The 14,371-nt window shown below is 70.3% G+C and carries 15 protein-coding genes; 14 read left to right on the top strand and 1 reads right to left on the bottom strand.

Annotated features, from left to right (window positions below):
• The first annotated feature begins 286 nt into the window (after nt 1–286).
• The 3 genes from ACZ4MH_RS17140 to ACZ4MH_RS17130 all read left to right on the top strand — a co-directional run bounded on the left by ACZ4MH_RS17140 (nt 287) and on the right by ACZ4MH_RS17130 (nt 1,677).
• Nucleotides 287–454 (top strand): hypothetical protein, encoded by a 168-nt coding sequence (locus ACZ4MH_RS17140; protein ID WP_351600081.1) that lies wholly within the window; start codon nt 287–289, stop codon nt 452–454.
• 60 nt (nt 455–514) lie between these two features.
• Nucleotides 515–1,258, top strand: coding sequence for an IclR family transcriptional regulator (locus tag ACZ4MH_RS17135; protein ID WP_351600079.1), 744 nt, complete (start codon nt 515–517; stop codon nt 1,256–1,258).
• A 92-nt stretch (nt 1,259–1,350) separates the two neighbouring features.
• Nucleotides 1,351–1,677, top strand: coding sequence for a putative quinol monooxygenase (locus tag ACZ4MH_RS17130; RefSeq protein WP_351600077.1), 327 nt, complete (start codon nt 1,351–1,353; stop codon nt 1,675–1,677).
• A 139-nt stretch (nt 1,678–1,816) separates the two neighbouring features.
• Here ACZ4MH_RS17130 and ACZ4MH_RS17125 read toward each other — a convergent pair whose 3' ends face one another.
• The gene (locus ACZ4MH_RS17125; RefSeq protein WP_351600075.1) at nt 1,817–2,644 is read right to left on the bottom strand and encodes a C40 family peptidase; all 828 of its coding nucleotides are present in this window, start codon (nt 2,642–2,644) and stop codon (nt 1,817–1,819) included.
• Nucleotides 2,645–3,369: 725 nt separating this feature from the next.
• On the opposite strand from ACZ4MH_RS17125, the gene ACZ4MH_RS17120 reads away from it, so the two are divergent.
• The 11 genes from ACZ4MH_RS17120 to nuoK are packed head-to-tail and all read left to right on the top strand — an operon-like array spanning nt 3,370 to nt 14,361.
• Entirely contained in the window at nt 3,370–3,729 is a 360-nt protein-coding gene (locus ACZ4MH_RS17120) for an NADH-quinone oxidoreductase subunit A (RefSeq protein WP_030262580.1), read from the top strand.
• 10 nt (nt 3,730–3,739) lie between these two features.
• Entirely contained in the window at nt 3,740–4,294 is a 555-nt protein-coding gene (locus tag ACZ4MH_RS17115; RefSeq protein ID WP_351600073.1) for a NuoB/complex I 20 kDa subunit family protein, read from the top strand.
• Nucleotides 4,291–5,064: an NADH-quinone oxidoreductase subunit C gene (locus ACZ4MH_RS17110; protein WP_351600071.1), complete on the top strand. Its 774-nt coding sequence runs from the start codon at nt 4,291–4,293 to the stop codon at nt 5,062–5,064. The genes ACZ4MH_RS17115 and ACZ4MH_RS17110 overlap by 4 nt, the downstream gene beginning before the upstream one ends.
• Nucleotides 5,064–6,395, top strand: coding sequence for an NADH-quinone oxidoreductase subunit D (locus ACZ4MH_RS17105; RefSeq protein ID WP_351600069.1), 1,332 nt, complete (start codon nt 5,064–5,066; stop codon nt 6,393–6,395). The genes ACZ4MH_RS17110 and ACZ4MH_RS17105 overlap by 1 nt, the downstream gene beginning before the upstream one ends.
• Complete coding sequence (nuoE, locus tag ACZ4MH_RS17100) at nt 6,392–7,273, top strand: NADH-quinone oxidoreductase subunit NuoE (RefSeq protein ID WP_351600067.1); 882 nt, start codon at nt 6,392–6,394, stop codon at nt 7,271–7,273. The genes ACZ4MH_RS17105 and nuoE overlap by 4 nt, the downstream gene beginning before the upstream one ends.
• Complete coding sequence (gene nuoF, locus ACZ4MH_RS17095; RefSeq protein ID WP_351600065.1) at nt 7,273–8,649, top strand: NADH-quinone oxidoreductase subunit NuoF; 1,377 nt, start codon at nt 7,273–7,275, stop codon at nt 8,647–8,649. Before nuoE ends, nuoF begins: the two co-directional genes overlap by 1 nt.
• Entirely contained in the window at nt 8,646–11,192 is a 2,547-nt protein-coding gene (locus tag ACZ4MH_RS17090; RefSeq protein WP_467754545.1) for an NADH-quinone oxidoreductase subunit G, read from the top strand. Before nuoF ends, ACZ4MH_RS17090 begins: the two co-directional genes overlap by 4 nt.
• Nucleotides 11,192–12,586: an NADH-quinone oxidoreductase subunit NuoH gene (gene nuoH / locus ACZ4MH_RS17085; protein ID WP_351597953.1), complete on the top strand. Its 1,395-nt coding sequence runs from the start codon at nt 11,192–11,194 to the stop codon at nt 12,584–12,586. Before ACZ4MH_RS17090 ends, nuoH begins: the two co-directional genes overlap by 1 nt.
• Nucleotides 12,579–13,211: an NADH-quinone oxidoreductase subunit NuoI gene (gene nuoI, locus ACZ4MH_RS17080; RefSeq protein ID WP_351597950.1), complete on the top strand. Its 633-nt coding sequence runs from the start codon at nt 12,579–12,581 to the stop codon at nt 13,209–13,211. The genes nuoH and nuoI overlap by 8 nt, the downstream gene beginning before the upstream one ends.
• The gene (locus ACZ4MH_RS17075; protein WP_351597947.1) at nt 13,208–14,065 is read left to right on the top strand and encodes an NADH-quinone oxidoreductase subunit J; all 858 of its coding nucleotides are present in this window, start codon (nt 13,208–13,210) and stop codon (nt 14,063–14,065) included. Before nuoI ends, ACZ4MH_RS17075 begins: the two co-directional genes overlap by 4 nt.
• Nucleotides 14,062–14,361: an NADH-quinone oxidoreductase subunit NuoK gene (gene nuoK, locus ACZ4MH_RS17070; RefSeq protein ID WP_030262617.1), complete on the top strand. Its 300-nt coding sequence runs from the start codon at nt 14,062–14,064 to the stop codon at nt 14,359–14,361. Before ACZ4MH_RS17075 ends, nuoK begins: the two co-directional genes overlap by 4 nt.
• Nucleotides 14,362–14,371: the final 10 nt, after the last annotated feature.

The following is a 14,371-nucleotide window of genomic DNA, read 5'->3' as shown; positions in this document are numbered from 1 at the left end:
AACAGGGGAACAACACCGGAGGGGGCGGGAGACGTCCCCCCCCCCCCCCCCCCCCCTCTTCTCCCCCCCCCCCCCCCCCCCCCCCCCCCCCTCTTCTCCCGCCACCGTGCTTTTTCCCGGATGTCTCACGGCCGGTCTTGACGCGTGAAGTTGGCGGATTGTGCGTACTGCCGAGAAGGCGTGCGGGCGGTCAGGCTGGGGAGGAGCACACACAGCGCCGAGTGGAACACGGAGCGTGAACCATGGGGATGGCGAGGGCACGGCGCCGGTTGCGAGGGGGGACGTCATGAGCGACGGACCGAAGGGGGGCGAACGGGATGAACGGGACGAGGGGATCGAGCGTCCCGAGGCGGCGGAGCGGGCGGAGGAGGCGCAGGGGGAGGACGACCGCCGGGCGGAGCTGCGGGCCAAGGTCCGGGAGGCCAACCGGCAGAGCACGCTCTGGCCGCGGTGAGGGATCCTGGAGCGGTAGTAGCAGTGACGGCAGCCGCCGCCCGAGACACCCGGAGGGACCATGTCCGCCGCACCCGCCAACGGACCGCTCTCCGTCGACCGGGCGCTGGACGTGCTCGACGCGGTGGCCGGGTCGCCGGGGCCGGTGACGGCCAAGGCGCTGGCCCGGCGGCTGGGCTGTTCGCTCTCCACGGTCTACAACTTGCTGGGGCCGCTGACCGCGCGCGGGCACGTCACGCGTACGGCCGGGGGTTACGCCCTCGGGCCCCAGGTGCCCGCGCTGTACCGGGCGTTCCAGCGGCAGACCGGCATCGAGGACGACGCACGCGAGCTGCTGCTGCACGTACGGCGCGCGACCGGGGCGCACGCGTACCTCAGCGCGGTGGGGCAGGGGCGGATCGCGGTCGTCGACAGCACGCTGCCGGTGTCGGCGGCCGGCGGGCCGTTCGCGGTGGGGCCCGACCACGGCGCGCACGCCACCGCGCACGGCAAGGTGCTGCTCGCCGCGCTGAACCGGCCGGCGCGCCGCCGCTATCTCGCCGCGCACGGGCTGCCCCGGCTGACGGACCGTACGATCACCTCGCCCGAGCGCTTCGAGGCGGAGCTGGTGCGGGTGCGCCGGAAGGGGCTCGCCGTGTCGGTCGGCGAGACCGATCCGGCCCACACCTGCCTCGCCGTCCGCCTGCCGGGCGAGGGCCCCGACGGCTCCGTCCGCGCGCTGTCGGTGTCCCTGCCGACCGCCGACTACCCGGCGCGCCGGGGCGAGCTGGCGTCGGTACTGACCCGGGCGGCGGCGGGGGCCTGAGTACCGCGTCGTGGGTGACGCGTTTTCCGGCATCGGTGGAATGGCGGCCCCGCCGGCTCGCGGCGCGGCCGCCCGCGGCGCACAGTGGTCGCATGATTTTCATCGCTGTGAAGTTCACCGTCCGGCCCGAGAAGAGCGACCAGTGGCTGTCGCTGACCGAGCCCTTCACGCTCGCCACCCGCGCCGAGCCGGGCAACATCTTCTTCGAGTGGTCCCGGAGCGCGGACGACCCGAACCAGTTCGTGCTGCTGGAGGCGTTCGCGGGCCAGGAGGCGGGCGCGGCGCACGTGCAGTCCGACCACTTCAAGGACGCGATCGAGCTGATGTCCGGGCTCGTCGCGAGCACCCCGGAGATCATCAACGTCGAGACCGAGGGCACCGGCTGGGGCGAGATGGCCGAGGTCAAGCCGCGCCAGTAGTGAGCACATGAGCGGTCGTAGTACCGCAGAACGTACTGTAGTACGGCTCATGCCTTGAAGTACGGCGAAAGGGCCGTCGTCCCGAGCGGGGGACGACGGCCCTTTCGCCGTGTGCAGGGATCAGGGATCCGGAGGGGCCTCAGCGGACGCGGACGGCGCCCGTCGGCTGGTCGTAGCTCATGTCGCGCTGCACGACACCGGTGCTGGAGTTCTGCGCGCCGATGAACTGGCCGTCGCCGATGTAGACCGCGACGTGGTACGCGCTGCCCGCGCTGCCCCAGTAGAGGATGTCGCCCACCTGGAGGTTGTCCAGGCCGACCTGGGTGCCGGCGGTCGACTGGTCCTGGGAGACGCGCGGCAGGTCGATGCCGATCTGGCGGAACGCGGCCTGGGTGAGGCCGGAGCAGTCGTACGCGGACGGGCCGGTCGCGCCGCTCACGTACGCCTTGCCGACCTGGGCCTTGAGGAAGCTCACCAGGGAGGCGGTGGAGCCGGAGACCGGGCCGGTGTCGACCGAGGCGCTCACCGAGAGGGCGGGGCGGTCGTCGGAGCGGGAGGCGCGCAGCTGGGCCTGCTCGGCCTCCTTGGCCTCCTTGGCCTTGCGGGCCGCGGCGGCCCGCTTCTCCGCCTCGGCCTTGCGCTTGGCCTCGACGGCCTTGTCCTTGGCCTTCTGCGCGGCCTTGTCGGCCTTGGAGAAGACCGAGTCCTGCGCGGCCTGCAGCTCGTACTGGTCCGCAACCTGCTGGGTGGTGTCCGCGGTCCTGGCCACGGACGTGGCGAGCGCGGCGGTGACGGTCGGCAGCTCCTGGGTCTCGGAGGCCGGCTTCTCACCAGTGGCGTTCGCGGGAACGGCGGTACCGGTCACCGCCAGCGTGAGGATGCCACCGGTGAACCCTGCGCGCACGGCTCGCGAAGTCGCGGAGCGGCGGGGCTTCCGGTGGCTGGGTATGAGTGCGTTCGGGGACATGGCACCACGGCTATCAGGAGCCCCAGGTTGCTGCCAACAAAGGTGGTGTGCACCACTTTTGACGCGTACACGGTGAACAAACCGGACCAATCGGCCAGTCGCGTGTTGGCCGAGGGGGTGTCCGAATTTCGTGATCATGTTCCTGCGCACGGCATTTACCGCTCGATGCGCCCCAGCACGGCACTTACCACCTTCGCAACCGACACGCCAAGGCTTCCCCACCGTCAAGGTTTCAGAAGCGTGAAACGCGTGGGATAGCTCACTCCTGAGTGGCCGTTATGTCCTCGTGATGCGCGCTCGTGAAGCAATGCACGTACCGACGATCACGGCGGGGTCACGACTAGGTCACGCGGACGGGTGGGCACGCGCTAGCAGTTGACGGTGTCCAACGCCAATTTGCTTGCGGAGCGTAGCTCTTGATAGAGGGGGCACCCTCTTGACCAGCGACAACCGCTGCTTTTGTCACTTCAAGTGATCACTCCGCCGCTTCCGGTGCGAAGATCACCGCTCATCCGGCTTCATGATCCTTCGTCAGGTGGTGGAGATCACAAAGCCGTTGTCGCAGCCCGTGTCGCAGATCACAGACTCACGGGCATAGGATGCAGGCGGCCAGGGCTTGTGAACTGCCTCACATAGAAGCGATCTCTGTCGAGATCCGTCGAGGAGTGAACGGGCCCGGGGCCGGACCGCCAACCAGTCATCGTCGACTGAAGGGAGCGAGGACGGTGAACGCCTATGCGCCCATCCTCGTACTGGGAGCCCTCGGGGCAGGCTTTGCGATCTTCTCTGTCGTCATGGCCACGCTCGTCGGACCCAGGCGCTACAACCGGGCCAAGCTCGAGGCGTACGAGTGCGGGATCGAGCCGACCCCACAGCCTTCAGGCGGCGGCCGCTTTCCGATCAAGTACTACCTGACGGCGATGCTCTTCATCGTCTTCGACATCGAGATCGTCTTCCTCTATCCCTGGGCCGTCACCTTCGACGCCCTGGGGTTGTTCGGGCTCGTCGAGATGCTGCTCTTCGCGCTCACCGTCTTCGTCGCCTACGCCTACGTATGGCGGCGTGGCGGCCTGGAATGGGACTAGGGGTCACCCAATGGGACTTGAAGAGAAGCTGCCCAGCGGCTTTCTGCTGAGCACCGTCGAACAGGCCGCGGGCTGGGTGCGCAAGTCATCGGTCTTCCCGGCGACGTTCGGGCTCGCGTGCTGCGCCATCGAGATGATGACCACCGGCGCCGGCCGCTACGACCTGGCCCGCTTCGGCATGGAGGTCTTCCGCGGCTCGCCCCGGCAGGCCGACCTGATGATCGTGGCCGGCCGGGTCAGCCAGAAGATGGCGCCCGTACTGCGCCAGGTCTACGACCAGATGCCGAACCCGAAATGGGTCATCTCCATGGGCGTCTGCGCCTCTTCGGGCGGAATGTTCAACAACTACGCGATCGTGCAGGGCGTGGACCACATCGTCCCGGTCGACATCTATCTCCCGGGATGCCCGCCCCGCCCCGAAATGCTGATGGACGCCATCCTCAAGCTCCACGAGAAGATCCAGGGCTCCAAGCTCGGGGTCAACGCCGAGGAAGCGGCCCGCGAGGCGGAGGAGGCGGCGCTCAAGTCGCTCCCGCTGATCGAGATGAAGGGGCTGCTGCGGTGAGCGACCCGAAGAACGGCGCGAACGCCCCGAAGAACGGCACGGGGGCCAACGGGGTCAACCCCGACAAGGACCTCAACGCGCAGAACCTCCCCGGCCAGCGCGGCGACCAGGGCGAGGTCATCGGCACCCGGCGCGGCATGTTCGGCGCGAACAACGGCGGTGACACCTCCGGCTACGGCGGTCTCGTACGGAGCGTACGGCTGCCGGGCGCGACGTCCCGGCCGTACGGCGGTTGGTTCGACGAGGTCGCGGACGAGCTCGAAGGCGCGCTGGAGGAACAGGGGCTGGTCCCTGAGAACGTCATCGAGAAGACGGTCGTCGACCGCGGCGAGCTGACCTTCCACATCGAGCGGGAGTACCTCCCGGTCGTCGCGAAGACGCTCCGCGACGACCCGGCCCTCCGCTTCGAGCTGTGCACCGGCGTCAGCGCCGTGCACTTCCCCGGCGACAAGGGCCGCGAGCTGCACGCCGTCTACCACCTGCGGTCGATCACCCACACCCGGCTGATCCGGCTGGAGGTCTCCGCGCCCGACGCCGACCCGCACATCCCGTCGGTCGTCGCCGTCTACCCGACCAACGACTGGCACGAGCGCGAGGTCTACGACTTCTTCGGGCTGATCTTCGACGGCCACCCGGCGCTCACCCGGATCATGATGCCGGACGACTGGCAGGGCTTCCCGCAGCGGAAGGACTACCCGCTCGGCGGTATCCCCGTCGAGTACAAGGGCGCCCAGATCCCGGCTCCCGACCAGCGGAGGTCGTACAGCTGATGTCCACTTCGTCCACTTCCCACGCGACCCCCCGCGAGACGACCGAGGGCACCGTCTACACGGTCACCGGCGGCGACTGGGACGAGGTCGTGGCGGCCGCCGCCAAGACCGACGACGAGCGCATCGTCGTCAACATGGGCCCGCAGCACCCCTCCACGCACGGCGTGCTCCGGCTCATCCTGGAGATCGACGGCGAGACCGTCACCGAGGCCCGCTGCGGCATCGGCTACCTCCACACCGGCATCGAGAAGAACCTCGAATACCGCACGTGGACCCAGGGCACGACCTTCGTCACGCGGATGGACTACCTGACGCCGTTCTTCAACGAGACGGCGTACTGCCTGGCCGTGGAGAAGCTGCTCGGCATCGAGGACGACATCCCGGACCGGGCCACGATCATCCGCGTGCTGCTGATGGAGCTGAACCGGCTCTCCTCCCACCTGGTGTGCATCGCCACCGGCGGCATGGAGCTCGGCGCCACCACGATCATGATCTACGGCTTCCGCGACCGCGAACTGGTCCTGGACATCTACGAGCTGATCACCGGCCTGCGCATGAACCACGCGTTCGTCCGGCCCGGCGGCCTCGCCCAGGACCTGCCGCCCGGCGCCGTCGACCAGGTACGCGCCTTCGTGAAGAAGATGCGCAAGAACCTCACGGAGTACGACAAGCTCGCCACCGGCAACCCGGTCTTCAAGGGCCGCATGCAGGGCATCGGCCACCTGGACCTGGCCGGCTGCCTGGCCACCGGCGCCACTGGGCCGGTCCTGCGCTCCGCCGGGCTGCCGCACGACCTGCGCAAGTCCGACCCCTACTGCGGCTACGAGACCTACGACTTCGAGGTCCCGACCACCGACACCTGCGACGCCTACGGCCGCTTCCTGCTCCGCCTGGAGGAGATGCGGCAGAGCCTGCGCATCGTCGAACAGTGCCTGGACCGGCTGGAGCCCGGCCCGGTCATGGTCGGGGACAAGAAGATCGCCTGGCCCGCGCAGCTCGCGCTCGGCCCGGACGGCCTCGGCAACTCCCTGGACCACATCAAGAAGATCATGGGCACCTCCATGGAAGCCCTGATCCACCACTTCAAGCTGGTGACGGAGGGCTTCCGGGTCCCGCCCGGCCAGACCTACGTGGCCGTCGAGTCCCCCAAGGGTGAGCTCGGGGTGCACGCGGTGAGCGATGGCGGGACCCGTCCGTACCGCGTCCACTTCCGCGATCCGTCCTTCACCAACCTGCAGGCCATGGCGGCGATGTGCGAGGGCGGCCAGGTCGCCGACGTCATCGTCGCCGTCGCATCCATCGACCCCGTGATGGGAGGCGTCGACCGGTGACCACCAGTTCTTCCGAGGGCGTCAGTTTGGGGATGCCGCAGCTCCCCGCCCCCGATTACCCGGCCGACGTACGGGCCCGGCTCGAAGCGGACGCGAAAGAGGTGATCGCCCGCTACCCCGGCTCCCGCTCGGCCCTGCTGCCGCTGCTGCACCTCGTCCAGGCCGAGGAAGGGCACGTCACCCGCACCGGCATCCGCTTCTGCGCGGAGCTGCTGGACCTCACCACCGCCGAGGTCACCGCCGTCTCGACCTTCTACACGATGTACCGCCGCAAGCCGAGCGGCGACTACCAGGTCGGGGTGTGCACCAACACCCTCTGCGCCGTCATGGGCGGCGACGCCATCTTCGACGAGCTGAAGGAACACCTCGGCGTCGGCAACGACGAGACCACCGCCGACGGCAAGGTCACCCTCGAACACATCGAGTGCAACGCCGCCTGCGACTACGCGCCTGTCGTGATGGTCAACTGGGAGTTCTTCGACAACCAGACACCGGAGAGCGCGAAAGCGCTGGTCGACGACCTGCGGGCCGGGCGGCCCGTCGCCCCCACCCGCGGCGCGCCCCTGTGCACGTACAAGGACACCGCCCGCATCCTGGCCGGCTTCCCCGACCGGCGTGAGGGCGCGGTCGAGGCGACCGGCAGCGCGGGGGCCGCCTCGCTCGCCGGGCTCCGGCTGGCCAAGGGCGAGGAGCTGCCGGGCGGCACGGACCACGTCGTCGCCCCGCGCGACGGCGCCCACCCGACGGACGAGGCACCGGCCGACCGCGCGCCCGGTGAGGCTCCGGCCACCCACCCGAGCTCGCACGACGCCCCGCGCGACACCTCGGCGTCCGACCCTCACCACCCCGCCGGACCCGCCGCCGAGGAGGGAGAGTGATGACGTTGTCCACGGAATACGGTGGCTCTTCCCAGCCGGAGGCCGGGGGAGAGACCAGCCCCGAAAAGCTGCTCACCCCCGTCCTGTCGGCCTTCTGGGACCAGCCGAACTCCTGGACCCTGGAGACCTACCGGCGGCACGACGGCTACGAGGGCGCGCGCAAGGCGCTGGCCATGGCCCCGGACGACGTCATCGCGTACGTCAAGGACGCGGGGCTGCGCGGCCGCGGCGGCGCCGGCTTCCCCACGGGCATGAAGTGGCAGTTCATCCCGCAAGGGGACGGCAAGCCGCACTATCTTGTTGTCAACGCCGACGAGTCGGAGCCGGGGACCTGCAAGGACATCCCGCTCCTCTTCGCGAACCCGCATTCCCTCATCGAGGGGATCGTCATCGCGTGTCACGCGATCCGGTCGGAGCACGCGTTCATCTATCTGCGCGGCGAGACCGTGCCCGTACTGCGGCGCTTGCACGAGGCCGTACGCGAGGCGTACGCGGCGGGCTACCTCGGCAAGAACGTGCTGGGGTCCGGACTCGATCTGGAACTCACCGTGCACGCGGGCGCGGGCGCGTACATCTGCGGCGAGGAGACCGCGCTGCTGGACTCCCTGGAGGGCCGTCGCGGACAGCCCCGGCTGCGTCCCCCTTTCCCTGCGGTGGCCGGCCTCTACGCCTGCCCCACTGTCGTGAACAACGTCGAGTCCATCGCGTCGGTTCCCGCCATCATGAACCGGGGCAAGGAGTGGTTCCGCTCCATGGGCAGCGAGAAGTCCCCGGGCTTCACGCTCTACTCCCTCAGCGGCCACGTCACCAACCCCGGCCAGTACGAAGCCCCGTTGGGCATCACGCTGCGCCAGCTGCTCGACATGAGCGGCGGCATCCGGGCCGGCCACCGGCTGAAGTTCTGGACCCCGGGCGGCTCGTCCACGCCGATGTTCACCGACGAGCACCTGGACGTCCCGCTGGACTACGAGGGCGTCGGCGCGGCCGGCTCGATGCTCGGCACCAAGGCCCTCCAGTGCTTCGACGAGACGACCTGTGTCGTACGGGCGGTGACGCGCTGGACCGAGTTCTACGCGCACGAGTCCTGCGGCAAGTGCACGCCGTGCCGCGAGGGCACGTACTGGCTCGTCCAGCTGCTGCGGGACATCGAGGCAGGCAAGGGCCGCATGGCGGACCTCGACAAGCTGAACGACATCGCCGACAACATCAACGGCAAGTCCTTCTGCGCCCTGGGGGACGGCGCCGCCTCGCCGATCTTCTCCTCGCTCAAGTACTTCCGCGCGGAGTACGAGCAGCACGTCACCGGCAAGGGCTGCCCCTTCGACCCGGCCAAGTCCACCGCTTGGGCCGACAAGCACCTGGAGGTGAACGCATGACAGTGACCACTAACCACGCGCCCTCCGGGGGCGGCGAGGCGGCGGTCCCGCCCGAAGACCTCGTCACGCTGACCATCGACGGCATCGAGATCAGCGTGCCCAAGGGCACCCTGGTCATCCGGGCCGCCGAAATGCTCGGCATCGAGATCCCGCGCTTCTGCGACCACCCGCTGCTGGACCCGGCCGGCGCCTGCCGCCAGTGCATCGTCGAGGTCGAGGGCCAGCGCAAGCCGATGGCCTCCTGCACGATCACCTGCACCGACGGCATGGTCGTGAAGTCCCAGCTCACCTCGCCGGTCGCCGAGAAGGCGCAGCGCGGCGTGATGGAGCTGCTGCTGATCAACCACCCGCTGGACTGCCCGGTCTGCGACAAGGGCGGCGAGTGCCCGCTGCAGAACCAGGCCATGTCCGCCGGACAGGCCGACTCCCGCTTCGAGGGCAAGAAGCGCACCTTCCAGAAGCCGGTGCCGATCTCCCAGCAGGTACTGCTGGACCGCGAGCGCTGCGTGCTGTGCGCCCGCTGCACCCGCTTCTCCAACCAGGTCGCCGGCGACCCGATGATCGAGCTGCTGGAGCGCGGCGCGCTGCAGCAGGTCGGCACCGGCGAGGGCGACCCGTTCGAGTCGTACTTCTCCGGGAACACCATCCAGATCTGCCCGGTCGGCGCGCTGACCTCGGCGGCGTACCGCTTCCGCTCCCGCCCCTTCGACCTGGTCTCCTCGCCGTCGGTGTGCGAGCACTGCGCGGGCGGCTGCGCGACGCGCACGGACCACCGGCGCGGCAAGGTCATGCGGCGGCTCGCGGCCGACGACCCCGAGGTCAACGAGGAGTGGATCTGCGACAAGGGGCGGTTCGCCTTCCGGTACGGGCAGCTGCCCGACCGGCTGGAGACGCCGCTCGTCCGGGACGCGTCCACGGGTGAGCTGACCCCGGCGAGCTGGCCCGAGGCACTGGAGGCGGCGGCCCGCGGGCTCGCCGCAGCCCGGGGCCGGGCCGGCGTGCTGACCGGCGGCCGCCTCACCGTCGAGGACTCCTACGCGTACGCCAAGTTCGCGCGGACCGTCCTGAACACGAACGACATCGACTTCCGGGCCCGCGTGCACAGCGCGGAGGAGGCGGGCTTCCTCGCGGCACAGGTCGCGGGGCACGGCCGTGACCTGGACGGACAAGGTGTCACCTACCGCTCGCTGGAGGCCGCGCCGGCCGTCCTGCTGGCGGGCATCGAGGCCGAGGAGGAGGCGCCCGGCGTCTTCCTGCGGCTGCGCAAGGCGCACCGCAAGAACCGCCAGCGCACGTTCGGGCTCGCTTCGTACGCCACCCGGGGGCTCATCAAGGCGGGCGGCACGCTGCTGCCCGCGGCGCCCGGTACGGAGACGGAGTGGCTGGACGCGCTGGCGGGCGGGGTCGGACTGGAGGGCGAGGGGCAAGCGGCGGCCGAAGCGCTGCGGGCCGAGGGCTCGGTGATCGTCGTCGGCGAGCGGCTGGCCGCCGTACCGGGGGCGCTCACCGCCGCGGTACGCGCCGCCTCGGCCACCGGTGCGCGGCTCGTCTGGATCCCGCGCCGGGCGGGCGAGCGGGGCGCCGTCGAAGCGGGCGCGCTCCCCGGGCTGCTGCCCGGCGGCCGGCCCGCCACCGACCCGCGCGCCCGCGACGAGGTCGCCCGCGCCTGGGGCGTGGCCGCGCTGCCGCACCGGCACGGCCGGGACACCGGGCAGATCCTGGAGGCCGCGGCCACCGGCGAGCTGAACGCCCTGGTGGTGGCCGGCGTCGGGGTGGCCGACCTGCCCGACCCGCGGCGCGCGGTCGAGGCGCTGGACGCGGTCGGCTTCCTGGTCAGCCTGGAGCAGCGGCCGAGCGAGGTCACGCAGCGGGCCGACGTGGTGCTGCCGGTGGCGGCCACGGTGGAGAAGGCCGGCACGTTCCTCAACTGGGAGGGCCGGGCACGGCTCTTCGAGGCCGCGCTCAAGCCGGACCAGATGACCCGCCGCCACCTGCTCCCGGACGCCCGGGTGCTGCACATGCTCGCGGACGCGATGACCGCGGCGGACGACGCCGTACCGGGGCTGGCGCTGCCGGACGTGCGCGCCGTACGGGCCGAGCTGGACCGGCTCGGCGGCTGGGACGGGCAGCGCGCCGCCGGTGACCTGCTCGCCGGCACCGAGGCGCGGGCGCTGCCCCGGCCCGGCGCGGGCGAGGCGGTGCTCGCCGGGCACCGGCTGCTGCTGGACCTGGGGCGGATGCAGGAGGGCGACGCGGCGCTGGCCGGCACCCGGCACGCCGCGGTGGCCCGGATGTCCGCCGCCACCGCCGCCGAGGCGGGCCTCAAGGACGGCGCGGAGGTGCGGGTCACCGGCCCGCGCGGCGCGGTGTCCTTCCCCCTCCAGGTCAGCGAGATGCCCGACCGGGTGGTGTGGCTGCCGCTCAACTCGCAGGGCGGCGGCGTCCCGTACGACACCGGAGCGAACCCCGGTGACCTGGTGACGGTCGCCGCGCAGACCGCGGGCCCGGCGGCCCCGGCGGACGGCACGGAGGTGGCGGAATGATGAGTCTCGCCGCGGAACAGCTGGCGCTCGGCGCGGACCGGATCGCGCTGGCCGCCGAGGACCTGAGCGTCTTCGGGCGCGACCCGTGGTGGCTGGTGGTCATCAAGGCGGTCTTCTGCTTCGCGTTCCTGATGCTGACCGTGCTCTTCTCGATCGTCTGGGAGCGCAAGGTCGTCGCCTGGATGCAGCTGCGCATCGGGCCCAACCGGCACGGCCCCTGGGGCATGCTCCAGTCGCTCGCCGACGGCATCAAGCTGATGCTGAAGGAAGACGTGATCGTCAAGCGGGCGGACAAGGCGGTGTACGTCCTCGCCCCGGTCGTCGCGGCCATCCCCGCCTTCATGGCGTTCGCCGTCATCCCGTTCGGCCCGGCCGACAACGAGATCTCGATCTTCGGGCAGCGCACGACGATGCAGCTGACCGACCTGCCGATCGCCCTCCTCTACATCCTGGCCACGGCCTCGGTCGGCATCTACGGCATCGTGCTCGCGGGCTGGTCCTCGGGCTCGACGTACCCGCTGCTCGGCGGGCTCCGCTCGTGCGCCCAGATGATCAGCTACGAGATCGCGATGGGCATGGCCTTCGCGTCGGTGTTCCTCTACTCCGGCTCGATGTCCACCTCGGCGATCGTCGACGGGCAGCAGAGCACCTGGTACGTCGCGCTGCTGCCGGTCTCCTTCCTGATCTACATCGTGGCGATGGTCGGCGAGACCAACCGTGCGCCGTTCGACATGCCGGAGTCCGAAGGCGATCTGGTCGGCGGCTTCAACACGGAGTACTCCTCCATCAAGTTCGCGATGTTCATGCTCGCCGAGTACGTCAACATGGTCACCGTCTCGGCGGTCGCGATCACCCTCTTCCTCGGCGGCTGGCGCGCCCCGTGGCCGATCAGCACCTTCTGGGAGGGCGCGAACCACGGCTGGTGGCCGCTGCTCTGGTTCACCATCAAGATCCAGCTGCTGCTCTTCTTCTTCATCTGGCTGCGCGGCACGCTCCCCCGCGTCCGCTACGACCAGTTCATGAAGCTGGGCTGGAAGGTCCTCATCCCGGTCTCGATGGTCTGGCTGATGCTGGTCGCGACGGTACGGGCGCTGCGCAACGAGGGTTACGACTTCCAGCGGATCGTGCTCTACGTCGGCGGCGCCGCGGTCGCCCTGCTGCTGATCTCCTTCGTCGCGGACTTCTTCCGCAAGAGCGAGAAGGAGGAGGCGGTGCCGGCCGCCGAGGAGCCCTTCGACGCGATGGCGGGCGGCTTCCCCGTACCGCCGCTGCCCGGGCAGACCCTGCCGCCGGTGCCACGAAGGCGGTCGCGCCACCAAGATCGCGAGCTGATTGTCAGTGGTGGGATCAATACTGACAGTGACGAAAGTGGGAAGGGGGACAACGGTGTCTGATTTCCAGAATCCGGTGGCCGGCTTCGGCGTGACCTTCAAGGCCATGTTCAAGAAGCGGCTCACCGAGCAGTACCCGGAGGAGAAGAAGCCGACCGCGCCTCGTTTCCACGGCCGGCACCAGCTCAACCGCCATCCGGACGGCCTGGAGAAGTGCGTGGGCTGCGAGCTCTGCGCCTGGGCCTGTCCGGCCGACGCCATCTATGTGGAGGGCGCGGACAACACGGACGAGGAGCGGTACTCCCCGGGCGAGCGGTACGGCCGCGTCTACCAGATCAACTACCTCCGCTGCATCCTGTGCGGCCTGTGCGTCGAGGCGTGCCCCACCCGCGCGCTCACGATGACGAATGAGTACGAGCTGGCCGACCGCTCCCGCGAGTCCCTCATCTACACCAAGGAGGAGCTGCTCGCGGGCCTCGAAGAGGACATGGTCGACAGCCCGCACGCGATCTTCCCCGGTATGACGGAGAAGGACTACTACAACGGCCTGGTGACGGAGGCCGCGCCGGGCACGGAGCGGCAGGTCGCGGTCAGCAAGGGCGAGCGGCCGGGCGAGGGCACGGGCGGGACGCCCGAGACCCCGGCCCCCACGGCCGAGCGCCCGGCGGGGACGGGGGTGGAGGCATGAGCAGCGCAGTACTGGCCGCGGCTTCCACGACCTCCACGGGCGAGGCGGTGCAGTTCTGGATCCTCGGCACGGTCGCCGTGCTCGGCGCACTGGCCACGGTCCTGATGAAGCGGGCGGTGCACAGCGCGCTCTCGCTCGCCGCCACCATGATCATCCTGGCGATCTTCTACCTCGCCAACGGCGCGTACTTCCTCGGCATCGTCCAGGTCGTCGTCTACACCGGCGCGATCATGATGCTCTTCCTCTTCGTGGTCATGCTGGTCGGCGTCACGGCGGCGGACTCCCTCAAGGAGACGCTCAAGGGCCAGCGCTGGCTGGCGGCCGGCGCCGGCATCGGCTTCGGCATCCTGCTGATCGCCGGCCTCGGCAACGCCTCGGTGCGCCACTTCAACGGCCTCGGCGAGGCCAACGCCGGGGGCAACGTCCAGGGCCTGGCGGCCCTCATCTTCACCAAGTACGTCTTCGCGTTCGAGCTCACCGGCGCGCTGCTGATCACCGCGGCGGTCGGCGCGATGGTCCTCACGCACAAGGAGCGCACCGAGCGCGCCAGTACCCAGCGCGAGCTGGCCGAACAGCGCGTACGGGAAGGCCGGCAGGTCACGCCGCTGCCCGCGCCGGGGGTCTACGCCCGGCACAACGCGGTCGACGTGCCCGGTCTGCTGCCCGACGGCACCCCCTCCGAGCTCACCGTCAATCCGACCCTGCGCAAGCGCGGTCAGATCCGGGACGTGTCGGGGGATGCGCTGGCTGAGCTGGCGGCGCTGGAGCGGCGCTCCTCGGAGTGGCTGGAGCGCGGCGAGGAACCGACCCGCGGCGAGCAGGTCCGGGAGCGCGGCGAGGAGGCCACGCGATGAATCCGATCAACTACCTCTATCTGGCGGCGCTGCTGTTCACCATCGGCGCGGCCGGGGTGCTGATCCGGCGGAACGCCATCGTGCTCTTCATGTGCGTCGAGCTGATGCTGAACGCCTGCAATCTCGCCTTCGTGGCCTTCTCGCGGCTGCACGGAAATCTGGACGGCCAGATCATCGCGTTCTTCACGATGGTCGTCGCCGCGGCCGAGGTCGTGGTCGGCCTGGCGATCATCGTGACGATCTTCCGTACCCGCCATACGGCCTCGGTCGACGACGCCAGCCTGATGAAGCTGTAAGGGGTCGCAC

This window comes from Streptomyces sp. NPDC026301 (assembly GCF_055567935.1).
The sequence above is the reverse complement of the archived record's forward strand: the minus strand, read 5'-3'. Positions and strand labels throughout refer to the sequence as shown.